This window comes from Ignavibacteria bacterium, from assembly GCA_025612375.1.
Classification (GTDB): domain Bacteria; phylum Bacteroidota; class Ignavibacteria; order Ignavibacteriales; family SURF-24; genus JAAXKN01.
Window position 1 is genome coordinate 134,007 of sequence record JAAXKN010000007.1, and the last position, 19,295, is coordinate 153,301.

The window sequence follows — 19,295 nt, forward strand, 5'->3', positions numbered from 1 at the left end:
AGAGACTTCAAAAATTAAATACAGAAATTGCGTATCTCTCAAAGTGAAATCTACCGGAACTGAATCTTACTTTCCCGGGATCTGAACCTTTACCATTATTTCGGGGCTCTGTTCAGGCAGAAGCCTCGTTGTCCTGGGCGGAATAAGCCTGCTTGGAATTGCAGATGATTCGCTTACCTCTGAAAGATCGATTGGTTCGGTAGAAACGTACCTTGGCATGCTGTAGCTGTTAGCCGGTACCCTCAGCACTACGTATGCAGGATCGGCGTAGAGCTTCATATATTTGGAGTTCCCGGAAACTTTTCCCATCGTCTGCACCTTTACCGGTACACGAATGAATTTCATTGCATCGGCCTTAATCTTAAGCACTCTCGGCTCCACCCTGTAGAGGTCTATGCCCGAGGGAAGTTCCAGGTTATCGCGGGCCACCATAATCTCGTTTTCACCTTTTTCAAGTCTCCCCATGTCAATTGAAATTATGAGGTTCGAGGGATTGAAAAGCCTGAACGCCTGCTCTGAACCGGACAGTGTAATCCTCCCTTCCATAGGGACCGGGTCCTCCAGGGCCAGTTCGGGCCTCAGATTACGGAACTCAATAGGCACAGAATAGCTTCTGTAGACTTTATCCGACTGATATGCAAAAAGAGCCCAGAAGGTAACCGAAAGCATCAGGGCGACAATGGCTGTCTGGAGGCTTTTGCTTTTCCACCATCTGGAAATAGTTTCTTCTTTTTTTCTGTAGTTCTTATCCCAGAAGCGCTCAATTCTCTCCTTCAGCTCGCTGCTGGAACTCATAACTGTCATTGTGCCGTCTTCTGCCACGCTGATTGTACCCCTTTCCTCAGAAACGGCAATTACAAGCGCGTCGCACTTTTCCGAAAGCCCGAGTGCCGCAGCATGGCGCGTTCCGCCAACGCCGAGCTCCTTTAAGTTTGTTGAAAGCGTTAAATGAGCCCCGAATTTGATGATTCTGTTGTCTTCCACCAGAATGGCGCCGTCGTGGCCGGGAGACTTGGTGTTGAATATGCTGTATATGAGAGGCTGGCTCAGCTTCCCGTCTAACTCAATTCCGCCGTTGATGCAGTTATCCCAGATCTCACGCCCCCTTATTGCAATAAGGGCACCAGTACGCCTCTCAGCCATTTTTGAACATGCGGAAATGATTGTATCAACAGTGGTGTTAAGTATCCCTGTCCTTTTTGAACCCCTCAGGCCTCCCCAGGTCCCGATCAGGTCTATCAGGCGGCGGATATCCGACTGGAAAAGAAGAATTGCGGCAATCAGAATAACGCCAATTACTATCTTAATCAGCATCTCGGTCAGGTAAAGCCCCAGTATCCTTGCCAGGAGGTAAACAACAATAAAAATTGTAACTGCAATTAAAAGCCTCCTGGAGGCGCTTTTCCTGAACCAGTTAATAAACGTATATAAGAAAAAAGAAACTATCCCTATATCAAGCAGGTCTACAAATCGAATATTTTTAATTAAATCGCTGAAAAATACCAAAACAGAATCAATCATGACTACCCTCGAAAAACAAAACAGAATTATTAAACGCCCGTTATACTAAGTTTTACAGAAAAATGTTTCTTTTGCTGAAAAAGAATATTGTTATCTGCAAAAATAACTGAATTCACACTTAAAATGAATACCTTTAAAAATAAAAAAGGCGGGCTGTCTAAGGCCCGCCTTGTATTGCACTTTTATGTTTAACTTAAGGAAATACCACTGTAAACGTTGAACCCTGCCCTTTTTCGCTTTCAACCATTATAGAAGCGTTGTTCATCTCGATATATTTTTTCACCATAGCCAGACCCAGGCCGTTGCCTTCAAATCTCCTTGTATAGCCCATCTCTTCCTGCGAAAATGCGGTAAACAGCTTCGGCAAATACTCTTTGGAAATTCCTATTCCGGTGTCTTTTACCGATACACAGACACGACCCATGGAATTATGGTACTGAGAAATTTCAACCCTGCCTGTTCTGGTGTATTTAATTGCGTTATCAATGAGCTGTTCAAATGTCTGCTTAATGGTGCTCTGGTCGCCTACGATCTTCTCTCCAACCAGCTGGTTGTTGAATGAGAAACTCAGGTTCTTTGCCTTGGCAGAGGCACAGAAATCCTTCATTACCGGGGCAATTATATCCGCTGCAAGATCCAGCTCCTGCGGATTGGTATCAATCCCCTCGCTCTGCAGCTGAGACATGTTTAAGATCATATCTATTGTCCTTATAAGTCTTCTTCCGCCGCTTTCAATTATGTTGAAGCTCTCCTTTAACTCTTCTTCAAGTATTCCTTCACATTTTTCCTTCACCAGTGAAGTAAATGATAGTATGGTGTTTATGGGAGTCCTGATCTCATGAGACATCTGTGCCAGAAAAGCTGTCTTCATTCTGTTGGATTCTTCGGCTTTTTCCATCGTAATTGTCAGCTGTTCCTCATATTTCCTTCTTTCCATTATTGTTGAGACAGTCTCGGCAAGCCTGCCAATTATAGGAAGATGGCTTTCAGTAAAAGCATCCTTGTCTTCAAAGTTTGGAAGGAGCATTACGCCGGCATTTACCCCCTTTATTTTAAGCACCGAACCCAGAACCACCCTTGGAATTATCTCCTCGTCAAGCGTATTCTGATCAAAAAGGCACCTTAAAGCCTCACCCTTCAGAAGAACTGGTCCGCCTGCCTGCATAATCCTGCGCACAAGCTGGTCGTAAACCTGTGTATTGTTATTTTCATCCTCGCCGTCAAAAAGCTCATTTGCTTTGTATAAATAGCTGACAGCCTCAGAACCTTCGTCATAAAGAGCCGCATAAAAATTGCAGGCTGGCATAAGCTGCTCGGTGGAAGCATGTACTATCCTGAACATCGATTCAAAAGTGTCAGCCGGTTCAGCTTCAACAGGAAGCTTGCCCAGTATCATCTTAACCAGCTCATTGTGCTTTTTCTCGGTAACATCCAGAAATGAAGTGGTCCTGTAGAGATTGCCTGCTTCATCATTGATCTTAAGGTCGGTAACCTGTGAAAAGAAAAACTTTCCGCTTTTTTTCCTCAAGAGGACTTCTCTTTTATCAAAGTAACCGTTTTCCATGAAGTCCTCGTGCTGCTTAAGAGAATATTCCTTGTTCTCTTCCATAATTACCGTCGAGAAATGTTTATTAACCACCTCACTGCGCGAAAAACCGAAGAGCTTTAGGAAAGCGTCATTAATTTCCTGAATGATGCCGTTTTTACCTATAATGCAGATTCCGATTTCGCTGGAGTCCAGAATTGGAAAAACTAAAGTGTCAAGTATCCTGTTTTCGTGAAAAGTATCTCTAAACATTTCTCCACCATTTGTAATATTTAATTGGACTAAATGAAATCCAAATTGAGTGCCAAAGTTTTTTATTGCAGTTTTGGTGATTTAGAGCACATTTCTCCAGTTTTTACTCCCCTCTAATGTCTCATATTGATAAAAACCGGTGTCCGCTATCACATTTTGGCACACTGCTTTTATGGCGGGCAATCTTTGAATGGGCTCTCCGGTGATTTGAAAACTCAAAAAAAAACCGCTGAACGCGGTTTTTAAATTTACAATTATATTCCTCCCCGCTATTTTTTTGCGGGTTTCATCCTATCTTCCGCTCTCCGGATAAAATATTCCATGCTCTTAACCTCCGGGTTTATTCTTTCAGCCAGCCTGTAATCTTCAATGGCACCTGTTATGTCCCCCATATCCTCCCTGGCAGCCCCGCGGCTGAATGCCGTAAGTTCATTCTCATCGTTTAAGCGAAGGGCTTCCGTAAAATCTGAAATAGCCCCATCATAATCCTTTTTCAGGTACTTCGTGCATCCGCGCCCAAAGAGCAGGCGCTCGTTTTCCGGACTTAATCTTACTGCACTGTCGTAATCCTTTAATGCAGCCGCGTAATCTTTTTTAAGACAGCTTGTAATTGCCCTTTTGAAGAATCCCCTGTAGTCACTGCCGTCTAAAAGTATTGCCCTGCTGTAGTCTGAGATTGCACCCTCGAAGTCTTCAAGCATCCTTCTTGAGTCACCGCGGCCCAAATAGGCCTCAAAAACCGTGGAATCCATCTCAATTGATCTTGAGAAATATTTAACTGCTTTTTGCAGTTCACCTTTTTCTGCCAGGGTGCTCCCCTTTTCCAGGAGTTGTCTGGCTGACTGTGAAAAGATAACCGGCTGCTGGAGCACGAAAAAAATCAGGATTAATAAAATCATAATTGCTTTGCCTTTAAAATCGGATCAGTTTTTTGAATTTGCGGGTTTAGGTGAGCCTCTAAGGTATTGATACTAAAAAGGGATATAAGAATCAAATAAACTAAAATTCTTTCAAAATTTTTTTTATCATTATTTTACCTTAAGTGACGTGCATCAAAGGCCTTAAATTCTCTTACCACCAGTGAAGTAAGGTTTCTGCCCTGGATTCTTTTTGGCTCAGATTGTCTTTTATGACAATTCCTATAATGTAATCCCCCGCCTCATATTCGCTCATATCCAGCTGTATGTACATCTGCGGATCTTTCTCCTCTGTCTGATACCTTGAAGTAAGCGAGACTTCCTCTTTTGAACCCTTTAGACCAAAGATCCCCGTTATTGCATGAAATATCTTTTTTAGCCCCGACTCCTCCTCTGCTTTTACAATAGTGATCTTCTGCTCAAAATCCGTCTTGTGCTCCTTGCTCATAATCAGATTGTAAATTTCATAATAAAGGTACAGGCTCTGCGACTTAGTAAAGGTGTTTAGAGGATTCGGGAGTATCCCTATTTTCTTTCTTTTTATGGGAGCATTTTCCAAATTGCCTGCACCTGCATCTGAGGCCAGCAGAAGGTCACTTACGGAAAATTCACCATCACGGAATTCCCTTATCTTAAAACGATTATGGCTTGAGGCAACCCCGTTATCTATACTTCTTAAGACCTCAAAGGCAAGAATTCCGGAGTCGGGCGAAACTGTAACGGAAACAGTGTGGACATAGTACTCATCAGACAACGGCACCCTGATTTTGCTCTTTTCAGACATCTCACCTACACTGCTCTTTTTCTGGAAACGGGATTCGTAGTTTTTATCCGTGAAGAAAATGCCGTAATTGTGCGAACTGGTGAATTTCTTATTTTTAACTATGCTGTCGGGAAAGCTCATAGCGTAGCTTACATAGATATCGGTTTTCTTACTTCCCATGTTCTTAAACTGCGCAATGTAGTAAGGCATGCTAAAGGCCGGGCCGTCATACTTCGGCTTATAATCCTCATACTTCACTTTCCTTAAGTACTCCATCAGCCTTTGTGAATCACCCGGATACTGCGGTATGAACCTGCTTCCCGGTATTGGCACACTGAAACGGTAGTTGCCCGACATGTATTCATCTGTAAAACCGAATGTCAGGCCGTTATAATCCCAGACGTCAGTCTTAACTTTAATCGACATCCTTTCCCCGCCAAGAAGCTGCGGCCTGTAGCGGATCCTGTGAACAGGCTCGCCGTAGCGCATCACCACTTCCCCCTTGTCAGTCTTCCAGCCCGGGGTACTGTCGGTCTTGCTTGTAAAACGGAGATTTGAATAGGCTACGCGTGAATAATGCTCCAGCAGCCTTTCATTATACTCAGTCAGGTTTAACGGGTCGTTAACCTTCCAGTAAAGATCTATTATCTCCTTAAGTTCGTCTTTTGTATACTTCTTGTACTCATCACCAAGCAGGGGTTCTAAAAGCTCCTTTACAGAGTTAAATGTAAAATCAATCTCCTCATCATAAGACATCAGCCTTAAGGCTTTTTTATATTCTTCATATGACTTTCTTATGTTTGAAGTCTTGTAGTAAATGAGCCCCAGATATAAATGAGCATCCTTATTCATGGAATCTATCCGGCTCATTTCCTGCAGAAGCGGGGTGGCTTTATCCAGCATGTTTGCATCTTCGTAAAGAAATGCCATATGAAGCCTCGCCTCCTGGTTTTTGGGATCAAAGCGCAAAGCTTTCTTAAAGTAGCCTTCAGCTTCCTGCATATCTTCTATGGCAAACCTCTCATAGCTTAAAAGCGGACTTGAGTAGTCCTCCATGAAAACTGAATTATGATATTCGTTAAAATCAGCCTCTTTTATCTTCCCCATATTAAACCAGGCCTTTGCACACGTGCTGTCAATTTCCGTTATCTCCTCGTATCTGCCGAATGCCATTGAAAGTCCGAACTTTTCGGCGAGGCTTGCCTGCAGCATTCTGTAGTCAATTTTTTTAGGGTCTTTCCAGATGGCCTTCTGTACCAGTTCCCGTGCACGGTCGCGCCCGGAGATAGTATTTTTATCGCGGTAGAGCTTCGCAAGCTCAAACATGGAAGGGGCATCGGAGAATTTCCGGATAGACTTCTTAAACATATCCTCGGCTTCATCGGTGTTATGCTTCTTAAGAAATTCCAATCCGCTCAGGTAATATGTGTTCGACGCTTCAGGCGGGCTCTGCGCTGAGGCTGTAATGAAGAGGAAAAGCAGAATTATTATATTTCTGAAAAGATGTCCCATCTCATACTTTTGATAAATAAGCACAATAAGAAACATAATTATCAATTATAACTTACTTTTTCATTAATGACAAGCAATACAGAATTGGATAACTTTAACCGGAAGGTTATCTGCAGCGGCACCGTAACCCGGCAGACTGCTCTTTTAGATAAAATGCGATTCCCCTGGCGCTTACGGGCTTAAGAAAAAGTGTTGTTACTTTAGTCTTTGCCTGAGCGGAATGCTGCTGTGGGACTTCCCTTTTTGCCGCAAGCTACCGGATCACCTTATTCTTGTTCGTCATAATAAACAGTATTCCTGCTATCAGCATTATACCTCCCCACCAGAGATTGGGATGAAGGCCTGCCAGTACAGTCCTGTTAAGCCCGGGGTTAAAAATGTAGTAAACTCCCACAGCAATAATGATCAGCCCCAATGCTGTTAAAAGAAGTCCTACAAAAAACCATATTGGTTTCATATTTCAAGGTCCCGATGTTAATTGAGTTATTCTTTTCGCAGCCTCCCAAAATATTACTTACTTATCTGCCCTACCGAGTCAGGTTTCTGTATACTTTGCGGGTTTGTCTGTGTAGTCCCCTGGGTTGAAGGCCGGGCGCTGTTGTGCCTTTCTTCCATAAAGAAGATGCTCAATATCAGAACAATCCCAATAATTATGCACGAAAGCCAGGTCCAGAAAAATTTATTTCTCGTTGTATCTTCCACTTGTGAATCCTCCTTAAAGAGAGTAAGCGGCTCAAATTGATTCGTATAATAATATAATATAGCAGAATTCCGGAAATATTACAGTTGGTCCTGAAAATGAAAAAGCCGGCCTTTTTGAAAGCCGGCTTTTATAAAAACTTTTTCTTCGCTTTTTAATAAATCATAGGGTCCAGAAGGCCGATATGGACCCCGATAAGAAATTATATGCGGCATCGTAACGGTAAGTACCTCCTGCTGTAACTTTGCCCATGAGGCTCAGCGACTTGAATATTTTGTAATTGGCAGTACCCGAAATCTCCCTCACCAGAAAATCGTTTGCCGGAACGTAGCCCAGTTTTGCCCCAAGTGTAAGCTCCAGGTCATCACTCTTCTCAAGCATCCACTCTCCCCAGAGGCTGTGAGATTCGAAATTCCGGGGTGAGTAGTAAAAGTTGGATTTCCATGAATAGTTCGAATAGGCATATTCATAACCCGCCGTTATATCATCATCAAAAGCCTTCCCGAGCCTCAGCTGCAGGTCGTTTCCCGCGTTTCCGTCATCAAGCGTAAGATAACTGAAGATACCTGAGAGCTTCAGCCCATGCTTGTTCTGGAAGCTTCCGTTAAACCTGTACATGTTGGCCATTATCCTGTCTATCCTCTCGCTCCTGTAGTCTATGAGGCGTGTTGAAAAGAGTATTATCCCGGCATCTGTCCTTAAATAGTTTGCATTAAGGTTAACCTTATTTTCTTTTCCTTCCCTGCTGTATACAAGGCTTGCGTTTGAAATCCGCATATTGCGCGTACCCCTGTAGGTCATATTGCCGTAGCCGCCCGCGAGTATCAAATACTTCGACAGCCTGAGGTACAAATTACCCTCCAGGGTGGTATAATTTCTCGAGGCGGTCTTGGAGCTCAGGGTTCCTCTCATAAATGTTACGCCTGCAGAAATATAGTTAGTAAGCCCGAACTCAAGCCTTCCGCCGGAGTTCTGGAAGCTCAGATTCTGGTTATCGGAATAATAGTTAAACTGAGGCGCCAGACCTATATAGTTGGGGAAAGATGACATAAAAGAGCTGAACCCCGAAACAGGAATCCAGGAGTATCTTGGCTGAATGAGCGCTACCTGTGCCGAATCAGTAAACTTTTCCATCAGGCTGTCGTATACTTCCCTTGCCTCATCATACTGATGCATTGCCTGGTAGGAGTCGCCAAGGAGCATATTTACTTCAAAGTTGTCCGGAGCCTCCGCGGCAAGTTTCTTGAATTCAATCAAAGCATTAACGGAATCTTTTCCCCACAGGTAAGCCTTTGCCCTTCCGTATGCACCTTCAAAACTGTACTCCTCGTTCAGTGCCTGGTTATAGAGTTCAATTGCCTTCGGATAGTTTTTAACGCATGCATAAACCTCAGCGTATTCCAGGAGGAAGAGGCGGTTTACATTAGCCTTGGAATAGTACTCATCGTATTTCAGAAGAGCCTGCTCGCAGTCGTGCGACTCAACCAGTATCTTTCTTCCCTCTTCAAGTATCTCAAAAATCTTTCTTTCCTCGGCTCTCGAAATCTCGGCAGCAAGATAGGTCTCCAGCTGTTCAACGTACTTACTCGTGGAATCTACGCCGCGGGCCAGTTCCAGATATTTTTTTGCATCTTCAAAGTTCCCCTGGTTAGTCCTTAAAGTACCGAATGCAAGAAGCGCGTCTATGTTTTCCGGCTGTTTCTGTACAACATTCAAAAGAAGCTTTTCTGCTATGTCATAGTCCTGGCTCGTCCATACTGCCAGCTGCGCTCTCAGGAGCTGATAGTCCAGGTTGTCCGGATCTTTTCCCAAAAGAAAATTAACCTGCTCTAAGGATCTTCCGAAGTCCCTGTTCCACCCGGCATATCTTGCAATTCTGAACCTGGCATCCGGGCTCTCCGAGTTTCCCGTCTGCGCAAGATAATCTTCAAGCACCTTTACCGCGCCGTCATAGTCAAAAAGACCGCTTAAGCTCTCTGCCAGGGCAAGTGCGGCTTCCTTGTCTTTTGGGTTCTTCTCCAGGCGGGCTTTATAGTCCTCAACCCTGTTTTTTATAAGCGCTTCTCTTATCGTTATAACACTGTCGTAAAGCGCCTGGAATTTTTGGTCGTCGCTGTGAGACTTGGATAAAACCTGAAGCTGCTGGTAAGCCTCTTCATACCTTTTAACTTTCACAAGCTCATCGATGAGCAGATATCTCGTCTTTTCATCCGAGGGCTTTTTCCTAACCATTCTGTAGTATCTGTCAACCGGGTATTCCTTGACCTTGGCTTTTGCTTTATGTCTGGCGGTGGTATCTGTCCATTCAAATATATAGGCTTTTCCCTTTGCCTGGTCCAGGCCGTCCTGTGCTTCCTTAAAGAAGGGTTTTATTTCAAGCGCATTTTCAAAGGCTTTAATTGCTATCTTAAACTTACCCAGCCACATCGTAAAGAATCCGTAGCGGCTCCAGAGCCTCTGGTCACCGGGATATTTTTCGGTGTAGGTTTTGAGTATCTTCTCCCCTTTTTGAATGTGGTTATTATGGGAAAGTATCTCGCTGTATCTGATGATCTCATCGGCTGAGGCTTCCGTGCGCGAGAGGAAGTGGTCGTACCAGGTCTCAGCATCATCCCAGCGCCCCAGGTTTTTCATGCACTTCCCTATTTCCAGATAGTTTACAGGGTTCTGCGGGTTTATGGCAATTTCCCTTTTGTGACCTTCTATCTTCCTGTATAATAAGGAATTCCACACGTTCTCGGCGCGCGCAAGATTCTTTTTGATTTCGGAGTTGTTGGGGCTGATCATGAGGGCGCGCTTGTAATCCAGAACCGCATCGCCGTACTGCCCTCTTTTCTCGAAGCAGAAGCCTCTTAAGTTTAATCCGTCGGACAAATGCGGGTATGCAGCTATGTATTTATTAAGAAGATCAATTGCCTCGCCGAAGTTCCCGGCCTGAATCTGCTTCATTGCTTCCGACCTTAAGGCCGTCTGCCCGGTTTGAGCTGATAAGGCAGTGAAGGCTGAAAACAGAAAAAATGCAAGAATAAGGATTTTTTTCATCAGTTCGGGTTATACCTGTTAAATGAATCGTTATTTTTATCACTCCTGAACTCTTCACCAAGCACGAACTTCATTATTGCTTCAGCATTTTCAACACTTTCGTCAATTTCAACTGAAAGAACTGAAATGTACTGCTGTACAGCTTTCATATAGTTTGGATCGCCCGATGGGAAATTGGCCTGAATCTTTGCTACAAGCCCGGACAGGCTTTTTTTATCACTCCTAATAAGAAGTACGATAACTTTATTCTCGTAGACGCAGATCTTGTCTTTCTTGTCCGTAGCAAGACGCACGGCGTTCTGGAGCTGATTTATCGTAAGAAGCCTCTCACGCTCGGCCTGGGCGTCAAGCTTAAACGATATGAGAGAGAATACCTGCCCTGTACTCTTGTATAATGCAATCTGGTTGTTCAGAAGAAGCAGAAAATCGTTATACTCATAAAAATTTGAAAAGGTGTAGGGCTCCTGGTATGTTTCAAAATTTGAAAGCGACTGGTAGCGGCCTTCTGCAGCCGGCTTTAGTTCTGCCTGCGGAGCAGGAGAAAACTCTGCCTGCGGCCATGCGGGCTTGAAATCCGTTACTATTCCCTTGTAAGGCTCAATTGAATAATTTGCCGTAAACTGCCCTTCGGTGTGCCCTATGTTTGGCGTAATTGTCATCTTCCCGCTCTGCGACTTGTTCTCGCCCGGAATAATCTTCTTCTGGAGATAAATTGTAGCCGTAACGTGCTGAACCAGTTCGTCTACAATCGACTGGGCAACCGGCGTTGCAGGCTCGCCTATTGTAAAAAGGCTTGTTACGTCCCTCTGCTCTATGTTCTCAAGCGTCTCAAGGAACGACTCCCTTAAAAGGTTCAGATTGCTGAAACCGATATATGGCGTAAGCTCATCAAATATTATTCTCTTCGGAGCAAACTGCTCTACAACCGTAACTATATCCTTTAAGTACTCAATTAAATATTCATCCGGGTCACGCAGGTCATACAAATCAGCCGGCGGGGTTACACGTACAACAACAATAAGATTCTGATTCATATAAGTCTGAATGTCAAAATCTATGGATGCTGCATGTATCATCAGGTCCTTCGGCCTCATGTTCGTAAAATACAGGCACACTTCCTTCTGCCTTGCCGACTGCATTGCATACTGCAGGCCTAAAAGCGTACGCCCGGACTTCTTCGGGCCTACAAGTAAATATGTCCCCCCTTTGTAAAATCCACCCCAGGCCTGATCAATAAGGGGTAACCCGGTTTGTACTAATTGTATGTTTCTTTTCATATGTCGCTCGTTTTTTAATATTATGCAAATTTTATGCCGTTAAATGGTCACTATTTCCTAATATAATACCTCATGATACCATTGTCATTGGCTCAAATTGAGAAACATTTTTTAACTGTGTCATTTTAAAACACTACTTCCCGGCAAAGTAACCGATCAAAAATAATGCTGTGGCATTAGTTGAAATTGATGGCTCATTTGTCACATAATCCTCTCTCATATCCTGGTAGACCGAGCTTTCTGTCTGAAACTCTTTAAATGGATCCTTTTCGTTTGTTTTAATTTTATAACCCTCCAGCTTTTTCCTGCTTATGGGCCCTGCTGCTACAGCGCCCGGAAGATAGCCTTTCCTTAAATACCCCACCTGGGAGTGGAAATTCCTTGAGAAAACTTTCCCGATGTTATATATAAAACTGATTCCCCACTGATTTTTCCCAAGCATGTAATCACGCTGAAATATCATTAAGGAATCAAAATCACTCTTACCCGTAAGGCGCCGCCACAGAATTGCCTGCAGCCCCGCCCCCATAAGGGCATTATTTGAACCCCAGCTGTCTGAAGCCGCCTGCCCAAAAATACTCTTATTTTTTAAATCATTAAAGTTCTTCAGGTTATAAAATAAATAATCTTTTACCACAGGCTCGTATTTTGCAATTTTATAATCTGCAAGAGAGTTAATATCACCATAGCTCCACCAGTAATCCGATTTGGCCTCATTTGCATAACTGACCGCCTCTTTGAGGTATCTTTCATCCTTTGTGGCCTCAAAGAGCTCAAGAGCACCTAAGGCCATCTTGCCCCGCGATTTTGAATCCAGGTACATCCCGGTCCCGCTTTTATCAACTTCCGGCATTCCGGAAGCCATTTTGTAGCTCCTTAAAGCCTCCGCAAGACACTTATCTGCAAACTCATCATAGTGCAGCTTTTCTTTCCATATCCTTGAGGCCAGTGCCATAACGGCGCTGTATATTCCAATTGTATTCTTCCCGCCACCAATAAATGCCGGGCGGTCAAAAGTCAGTTTGTCCTCTTCCGGCATCCTCCAGCCCTGCTCGTGATCCCTTAAATCCTGTACCTGAATGATAAATTTGCCGTTTGACAGGTGCGACCTTAAAAGCCAGTCCAGCCCGACTTTTGCTTCTTCCAGTATATCGGGAACACCGTTACTATTGCCGTCAAAACCGAACATTACAGGATCAAATTCATATGAAAAAAGCAGCATATACGTGGAAAAAGCCGTCGTGTTAAAGAACTTGACGTAATCCCCCGCATCGTGCCATCCCCCTGTAACATCCTGAGTCCCTGACAATGGAGACACTCCCGACATCAGGCTGCCCGAGACCAGTCTTGTTGCATCGGCTATATGACACACCCCGTGCAGAAAAGGATCGGTATAACCGCATCTTTGGACCTTAAAGAACAGTAGAAGTGAATCTGCTATTCCGTTATAAACGTTTCTTCCGATTGAAAACGGCAGTGACGCTGCACTGCCGCATTTGATCATGTATTCACCAGGGGTTCTAAAATCTGAAAAATCTATTCCATAAATGTTCCGGAATTTCCCTTCCCCTTTCAGGCCATTATTCAAATACCCTTTATAAACAGCATCTTTACCCCGGACTGAATAAATCAAAAACTCACGCCCTTTAATATCGCCCTCCGACATTACGGCTGCGGTCTTTATATCCCCGGGCAGAAATCCCACCTGGTTTACACGTATAAAGACATTTTCTGCTGAATTTATATAAACAAAGGGTACTGCCAGCAGCAGGAAAAAACTAATATTTATTTGGAATTTAACTCTCTGACGTGAAAAGCTATTAAGAATCCAGCTCATAATTGTCTCTAAAATAAGATAAAGAATGATTTGTATCAATTAAGTGACTCTTGTCAACGTAAACCTTCATCTTAAACTTTCATAGTCCCGCTTACTGAAGGCAAGTCAGCTTATCCCCAAATTAATACCCTCAATTTCATTGTAATATAAATGAAAATCGTCGATAATCTTTTAGAAATTAAATATTAATTCCGGAAATCAGGATAAAAAATGACAATTAACCCATTAGAAGATCTGATCAGCAAAGATATTTTCGAACTTTTAAGCAAAGAAGGCCTCTTGAACAAGAAAAAGGTCAGGGAATACCAGATTATAGCAAAATACCGTCAGCTAAAATCAATGGATGTTTCAACTCAGGCAGCAATGGCCATGCTTTTAGAGGAGTACCCTGACCTCTGCTTTGAAACAATTAATAAACTCATCTATTACAAGTACTAGATACCAGGATAGAGGAAAGGGATCAATATACATCAAGTCCGGCACGTTCAAGAATTTCTGCCGCCCTGATGCTTTCAGACTCGGATTCAAAGGCTATCTGGAATGTTCCCCCGGTCCCCTCGCGAAACTTAAGCAGTTCTATATCCTTAATATTAATTGACTCCTGGAATAATGCCGAAGAAATCCGGCTTATTGAGCCCGGTTCATCTTTAATAAATACGGAAATATAAAATAAGGGGGTAATGAACCCCTTGTTGACCTTGGGTATCCTTTCCCTGCTTTCACGTGATGAATTAAACAAAGCTTCGAGAGCCTCCGGGTTCCCGCGGCTTATCTCATCTTTCATGCTGCTTACTTCGCCAATAAAAAGCTCAAGTGCGGATATTATCTCACGCTTGTTAAACCTGATAACATCTTTCCATATGTTAAAACTGCTTGAAGCGATGCGCGTCATGTCGCGGAAGCCCCCGGCAGCAAAATCGAGGTTGTTCACCCCGTCTGAATTCCTGGCTACAGTATTTACCAGCGCCACAGATAAAAGCTGCGGCAGATGGCTTACGCTGGCAACAACCTTGTCGTGCACATATGGATCCAGATAAACCGGCCTGGCTCCCAGAATGGAAAGTATTCCAAGAAATTTATTTATATAAGGACTTTCCTTACCTGAGGCAGATACAATATAGACGGCATTTTCAAAAAGCAGTGGATCGGAATTCTGAAAACCCCCTTTTTCCTTACCCGTCATCGGGTGCCCGCCAATGTATGTACCTTTGCTCTTAAGGGATTTCCAGGAGTCCTCAAACTTCCCTTTTACACCGCATACGTCGGTAATAAGTGTGCCTTCATTAAGCCCTGGGGCAAGAGCTTCAAAAGCCTTCAGCGACTCATCAACAGGAAGGCAGAGAAAGATAACTTCACTTTTTATGGCCTCTTCCGGAGACTTAAGTTTCGCATCTATTACTTTTTCTTCCAAAGCTTTCTCTAAGACCTCATCACGGTCCCAGGCGCTGATAGAAAAATCTTCAGCGCTTTTCCTAAGGGATTTAGCGATGGATCCCCCGATTAAACCGAGTCCTATTATTGAAATTTCCAGTTTTCTACCGCTTCTAAAAAGTTGTTAAATTATATGGTTCTTCCTATTGCCTGCGCAATTGCCTTGAGCTCCAGCATCATCCTTTCATACTGCTCTGGGTATAAGGACTGAGGTCCGTCTGAAAGGGCTTTTTCAGGATTGTTATGTATTTCCACCATAATTGCATCAGCCCCGGCGGCAACTGCTGCCCTGGCCATAGGAATTACCTGGTCCCTGTAGCCCGTTGCATGCGAGGGGTCTGCAATTACAGGCAGATGGCTCTTTTTATGCACAACGGGAATTGCTGAAAGGTCAAACGTGTTCCTGGTGTATGTCTCAAATGTCCTTATTCCCCTTTCGCAAAGGATCACATCCCTGTTTCCGTTGGCAAGTATGTATTCGGCAGACATCATCCATTCTTCTATAGTTGCGGCAAGCCCTCTTTTTAACATGATAGGCTTTGTGGATTTTCCAAGCTCCTTTAAGAAAGGATAGTTCTGCATGTTGCGGGCACCAACCTGAAGAATATCTGCGTACTCCTCAATTAAAGCTATCTGTTCGATCTGCATTACTTCTGTTACAACCAGGAGGTTATTCTTGTCTGCCGCCTTCCTCATCATCTTCAGGCCATCTTCACCCAGCCCCTGGAATGAATACGGGGAAGTCCTCGGCTTAAAGGCGCCGCCTCTTAAGATCTTGCCGCCATGCTTTGCCACAGTCTCAGCAAGGCTGAATATCTGGTCCTCGTTTTCAACCGAACAGGGGCCTGCCATAACCACTATTTCATTGCCCCCGATCTTTACCCCTTTTACGTCTATGACCGTATTTTCCTTCTTAAAGCTCCGGCTTGCAAGCTTGAATGGCTCAGTAATTCTATATACTTCATGAACCCCGTCAAGGACCTTTACTTTTCTTACGTCAAAATCGGGTTTTACGCCTATTGCACCGAGCACAATCTGCTCAATACCCGTTGATTTATGAACATCAAAACCAAAATCCACCAGGTGCCTGATGATCTCTTCAATTTGCTGTTCTGTTACATTTTTTTCTAAGACTACTACCACGGCTAACTCCATTAATTATGAAACTTTTTTTCCCCGGCTTTTATTTCAATATCCACGTAATCATCTTTTGTCGGTACAGCGCAGCTGTAATTAGGGCTGTAAGCGCAGTATGGATTGTATGCCTGGTTGAAATCAATTGTATAAATATAATCCGGATTGTCCACTTTCTCAAAATCCAGATAACGCCCAACTCCGTATGATTCGTTATTTGTAGTACGGTCGGTAAACCATATGCTGTAGTATTCCTGCCCCGTACGTGTAACTCCCTTGTAAACATTCATTTTAATTTTTCTGCCCTCTGAAATAAACGAGATATATCCAAACCTTACGGCCTTCCTGGGCTCCCCTTTTGTGCCGAAGACAGTAACCGTATCCTTATTTTCATATTCATACAGCTTGCTCTTAAAAACATACGACGGATCCACGTCAAAGTACTTCAGAGGTTCAAAATGAACCTTCCCTTTGAAGTTAAACGGTGACTGCGGATCGTTCTGCATCTCATGATCCTTCTTCTGCCTCATATTTTCAACTTCAGCAATATACCGTTTTTCCTCCGGTGTATAATGCCTTGAAAATACGCCGAGCCGGAAAGTCACAAGAGCAGATGCCAGTATAAGAGCAGCTGCAAGAATGTACCTTGACTTAAATTTCACCGCCATTATAAACTCTTTCTTATTTCTTAATTTTTAATTTCCTTGAACTTTCTTCTTCAGCTCATTCAGCTTATTTAACGCCTCAACGGGTGTAATATTGTCAATCTCCAGATCCGAGATGGCCTGCCTTATGGAATCGTCTTTCACTTCAAAAAAGCTTAACTGCATCTCATCTTTGGCCTTCATCTTGGCCAGGCGTGCTTTCTTGACCTCCATCGGGGTGAGCTCTTTTCCTTCCAGGTTCTCAAGTATCTCTTTAGCCCTTTTTGTAACAAACTCCGGCAGCCCCGCCATCTGTGCCACCTGGATGCCGTAGCTGTGGTCTGCCCCGCCGGGCGAAACCTTGTGAAGGAATATTACCTTATCGCCGTATTCCCTTACCTCGACCTTGAAGTTTTTAATCCTCGGGAATATCGTCGCCATTTCATTTAGTTCATGGTAGTGCGTTGCAAAAAGTGTCTTTGCCGAAAGGTCCGGGTTTTCATGAAGATACTCTGTTATTGCCCATGCAATTGAAATTCCGTCAAAGGTGCTCGTGCCGCGCCCGATCTCATCAAGCAGGATAAGGCTTTTGCTCGTTGCATTGTTAAGAATGTTTGCAGCCTCCTGCATCTCAACTAAAAATGTGCTCTCGCCTGCCGATATGTTGTCGCTTGCACCAACACGTGTGTAAATCTTATCCACAAGCCCTATTGAGGCTTCACGTGCAGGGACAAATGATCCCACCTGCGCCAGGAGCACAATAAGGCCAAGCTGCCTCAGGTACACAGACTTGCCTGCCATGTTGGGACCGGTAAGAACAATTACCTGTGTTTCGGAATTATCCAGATGGTAGCTGTTCGGCGTAAACTTCTCTCCCGGCCTGAGTATCCTTTCCACCACCGGGTGGCGCCCGTCTTTAATATCAACAATATCTGACTCATTTACCTCTGGCTTTACATAGTTGTACTGAACGGCACACTCGGCAAAGGATAAGTAGCAGTCGAGCATTGCAATGAGCTGCGCATTCATCTGTATGGCTTCAGCCTGAAGAGATACCGACTGCCTGATCTCATTAAAAAGCTGATACTCCAGGTCGGCAATCTTCTCCTCAGCATTTAAGATCTTATCTTCGTATGTCTTAAGCTCCGGAGTAATATACCTCTCCCCGTTTACAAGCGTCTGCTTCCTGATATAGTCATCCGGTATTTTGCCTAAGTTCGCGTTGCTTATTTCAATGTAGTAGCCGAAAACTTTATTGTAGCTGACCTTAAGCGATGAAATACCGGTTCTTTCCCTCTCGCTTTTCTGCAGGTTCGCAATCCAGCTCTTTGCGTTTTTGGATAAGTCCCTCAGCTCATCAAGCTCGGGATTAAACCCGTAGGCAATCACACCCCCGTCATTTAAGGCAAGTGGCGGATATTCGGAAATGGCCTCTTCGACCAGAGTGACCGTTTTTTCCAGGCTCTCCAGGCGTGAGGATATTTTACATAATACAGGAGAAGTTACTTGGTTTAAGAATTCCTTAATTACCGGAATTTTCTTCAGCGAATTCTTGAGGCTTATTATTTCCCTCGGGTTGGCTTTCCCAGTGCAGACTTTTGAAATAAGACGTTCTAAATCCCCTACCTCTTTAAGTTCTGAGGTCAGACCGTTTCTTAATGCCTTATTCCCCACGAACTCCTCTATGCATTCCTGGCGCTGCAGTACAGGTTCCAGCTTTCTTAATGGCGCCGATATCCACTTCTTAAGCATGCGGCCGCCCATTGCGGTTTCAGTCTTATCCATTATGGAAATAAGAGATCCCTCGCGGGCCCCGTCATTCATTGTGTATGTGATCTCAAGGTTCCTCTTCGTAGCAGAATCGAGCATCATAAACTCCGAGGGGTTATACCTCGAAATTTTGTTTAAGTGCGTAAGGTTAACCTTCTGCGTATCCTGCAGGTACTGCAGTATAACGCCCGCAGCAATGATACCCGAAGTAAGATGGTCTATGCCGAACCCCTTCAGGTTTACGGTCTTAAAGTGGCTTAAAAGGTTGTCGCGGCAGTATTCAAAATTAAAGATCCAGTCGTCCATCTTTGTAAACCTTACAGACTGGCTCCAGCGTTCGGTCAGCCTCTGGACTTCCTCTTTATCCTTTTTCTGAATGAGTATTTCCGCGGGACTTATCAGTTCCAGCTGGCTTAGTATGGTGTCCGCGGAAACTTCATAGGTAAAATATTCACCCGTCGAAATGTCGCAAAACGATATGCCCGCCATCCCGTCTTTAAGGCAGAGGGCAGCCAGATAGTTATTTCTTTTATGGTCTAAAAGCTTATCCGAAAGCGCAACGCCCGGCGTAACAACTTCAATTACTTCCCTTTTTACAATCCCCTTTGCAAACTTGGGGTTCTCAATCTGCTCGCAGACGGCAACCCTGTAGCCGCTTCTTACAAGCTTGGGCAGGTATGCATCCAGGGCATGGAATGGAAAACCCGCCAGCGGTGTATCCCCGGATGCTCCGTTTGATCTCCTGGTTAAGGTTATTCCCAGCACTTTTGATGCAATTTTTGCGTCTTCTTCAAACGTTTCAAAAAAATCACCTACCCTGAAAAGGAGTATCGTATCCGGGTGACTTTCCTTTATCTTGTGATATTGCGACATTAACGGGGTTGACATAAAACCTTTATTTTTTATCCAAAAATATACTTTAATATGCTAATAATATCAATTTTTAGCT

The 19,295-nt window shown here is 43.9% G+C and carries 14 protein-coding genes; 1 reads left to right on the forward strand and 13 read right to left on the reverse strand.

Annotated features, from left to right (window positions below):
- Window positions 1-66: 66 nt before the first annotated feature.
- The 9 genes from HF312_07365 to HF312_07405 form a co-directional block, all read right to left on the reverse strand.
- On the reverse strand, window positions 67-1,521 hold the full coding sequence (locus HF312_07365; protein ID MCU7520022.1) for a TIGR00159 family protein: 1,455 nt from the start codon (window positions 1,519-1,521) through the stop codon (window positions 67-69).
- A 193-nt stretch (window positions 1,522-1,714) separates the two neighbouring features.
- Window positions 1,715-3,319 carry a PAS domain S-box protein gene (locus HF312_07370; protein ID MCU7520023.1) on the reverse strand — a complete coding sequence of 535 codons (1,605 nt, stop codon included), beginning with the start codon at window positions 3,317-3,319 and terminating at the stop codon, window positions 1,715-1,717.
- Between the two features lie 269 nt (window positions 3,320-3,588).
- Window positions 3,589-4,218 (reverse strand): tetratricopeptide repeat protein, encoded by a 630-nt coding sequence (locus tag HF312_07375; GenBank protein ID MCU7520024.1) that lies wholly within the window; start codon window positions 4,216-4,218, stop codon window positions 3,589-3,591.
- Window positions 4,219-4,390: 172 nt separating this feature from the next.
- Window positions 4,391-6,511, reverse strand: a complete 2,121-nt coding sequence (locus HF312_07380; GenBank protein MCU7520025.1) for a GWxTD domain-containing protein — start codon at window positions 6,509-6,511, stop codon at window positions 4,391-4,393.
- A gap of 253 nt (window positions 6,512-6,764) precedes the next feature.
- Window positions 6,765-6,968 carry a hypothetical protein gene (locus HF312_07385; protein MCU7520026.1) on the reverse strand — a complete coding sequence of 68 codons (204 nt, stop codon included), beginning with the start codon at window positions 6,966-6,968 and terminating at the stop codon, window positions 6,765-6,767.
- A 53-nt stretch (window positions 6,969-7,021) separates the two neighbouring features.
- Window positions 7,022-7,213 (reverse strand): hypothetical protein, encoded by a 192-nt coding sequence (locus HF312_07390; protein MCU7520027.1) that lies wholly within the window; start codon window positions 7,211-7,213, stop codon window positions 7,022-7,024.
- 160 nt (window positions 7,214-7,373) lie between these two features.
- Window positions 7,374-10,253 carry a tetratricopeptide repeat protein gene (locus HF312_07395; protein MCU7520028.1) on the reverse strand — a complete coding sequence of 960 codons (2,880 nt, stop codon included), beginning with the start codon at window positions 10,251-10,253 and terminating at the stop codon, window positions 7,374-7,376.
- Complete coding sequence (locus HF312_07400; GenBank protein ID MCU7520029.1) at window positions 10,253-11,530, reverse strand: hypothetical protein; 1,278 nt, start codon at window positions 11,528-11,530, stop codon at window positions 10,253-10,255. The genes HF312_07395 and HF312_07400 overlap by 1 nt, the downstream gene beginning before the upstream one ends.
- 133 nt (window positions 11,531-11,663) lie before the next feature.
- The gene (locus HF312_07405; protein MCU7520030.1) at window positions 11,664-13,367 is read right to left on the reverse strand and encodes a hypothetical protein; all 1,704 of its coding nucleotides are present in this window, start codon (window positions 13,365-13,367) and stop codon (window positions 11,664-11,666) included.
- 210 nt (window positions 13,368-13,577) lie between these two features.
- Between HF312_07405 and HF312_07410 the strand changes: the two genes are divergently transcribed.
- Window positions 13,578-13,805 (forward strand): hypothetical protein, encoded by a 228-nt coding sequence (locus HF312_07410; protein ID MCU7520031.1) that lies wholly within the window; start codon window positions 13,578-13,580, stop codon window positions 13,803-13,805.
- Between the two features lie 22 nt (window positions 13,806-13,827).
- On the opposite strand, the gene HF312_07415 is transcribed toward HF312_07410, so the two are convergent.
- From HF312_07415 to mutS, 4 genes are read right to left on the reverse strand one after another with little or no spacing between them, the layout of a single operon-like run.
- A complete protein-coding gene (locus HF312_07415) occupies window positions 13,828-14,898 on the reverse strand; it encodes a prephenate dehydrogenase/arogenate dehydrogenase family protein (GenBank protein ID MCU7520032.1) in 1,071 nt (356 codons plus the stop codon).
- Window positions 14,899-14,927: 29 nt separating this feature from the next.
- Window positions 14,928-15,941 (reverse strand): 3-deoxy-7-phosphoheptulonate synthase, encoded by a 1,014-nt coding sequence (gene aroF, locus HF312_07420; GenBank protein ID MCU7520033.1) that lies wholly within the window; start codon window positions 15,939-15,941, stop codon window positions 14,928-14,930.
- 11 nt (window positions 15,942-15,952) lie between these two features.
- On the reverse strand, window positions 15,953-16,600 hold the full coding sequence (locus HF312_07425) for a DUF1684 domain-containing protein (protein ID MCU7520034.1): 648 nt from the start codon (window positions 16,598-16,600) through the stop codon (window positions 15,953-15,955).
- 27 nt (window positions 16,601-16,627) lie between these two features.
- Window positions 16,628-19,219, reverse strand: coding sequence for a DNA mismatch repair protein MutS (mutS, locus tag HF312_07430; protein MCU7520035.1), 2,592 nt, complete (start codon window positions 19,217-19,219; stop codon window positions 16,628-16,630).
- Window positions 19,220-19,295 lie beyond the last annotated feature (76 nt).

Bases quoted from the DNA above. Each gene is read 5' to 3' on its own strand.
- HF312_07395 (MCU7520028.1), bottom strand. From the start codon at position 10,253: ATGAAAAAAATCCTTATTCTTGCATTTTTTCTGTTTTCAGCCTTCACT.
- HF312_07370 (MCU7520023.1), bottom strand. From the start codon at position 3,319: ATGTTTAGAGATACTTTTCACGAAAACAGGATACTTGACACTTTAGTT.
- HF312_07425 (MCU7520034.1), bottom strand. From the start codon at position 16,600: ATGGCGGTGAAATTTAAGTCAAGGTACATTCTTGCAGCTGCTCTTATA.
- mutS (MCU7520035.1), bottom strand. From the start codon at position 19,219: ATGTCGCAATATCACAAGATAAAGGAAAGTCACCCGGATACGATACTC.
- HF312_07405 (MCU7520030.1), bottom strand. From the start codon at position 13,367: ATGAGCTGGATTCTTAATAGCTTTTCACGTCAGAGAGTTAAATTCCAA.
- HF312_07375 (MCU7520024.1), bottom strand. From the start codon at position 4,218: ATGATTTTATTAATCCTGATTTTTTTCGTGCTCCAGCAGCCGGTTATC.
- HF312_07410 (MCU7520031.1), top strand. From the start codon at position 13,578: ATGACAATTAACCCATTAGAAGATCTGATCAGCAAAGATATTTTCGAA.
- HF312_07365 (MCU7520022.1), bottom strand. From the start codon at position 1,521: ATGATTGATTCTGTTTTGGTATTTTTCAGCGATTTAATTAAAAATATT.
- HF312_07400 (MCU7520029.1), bottom strand. From the start codon at position 11,530: ATGAAAAGAAACATACAATTAGTACAAACCGGGTTACCCCTTATTGAT.
- HF312_07385 (MCU7520026.1), bottom strand. From the start codon at position 6,968: ATGAAACCAATATGGTTTTTTGTAGGACTTCTTTTAACAGCATTGGGG.
- HF312_07380 (MCU7520025.1), bottom strand. From the start codon at position 6,511: ATGGGACATCTTTTCAGAAATATAATAATTCTGCTTTTCCTCTTCATT.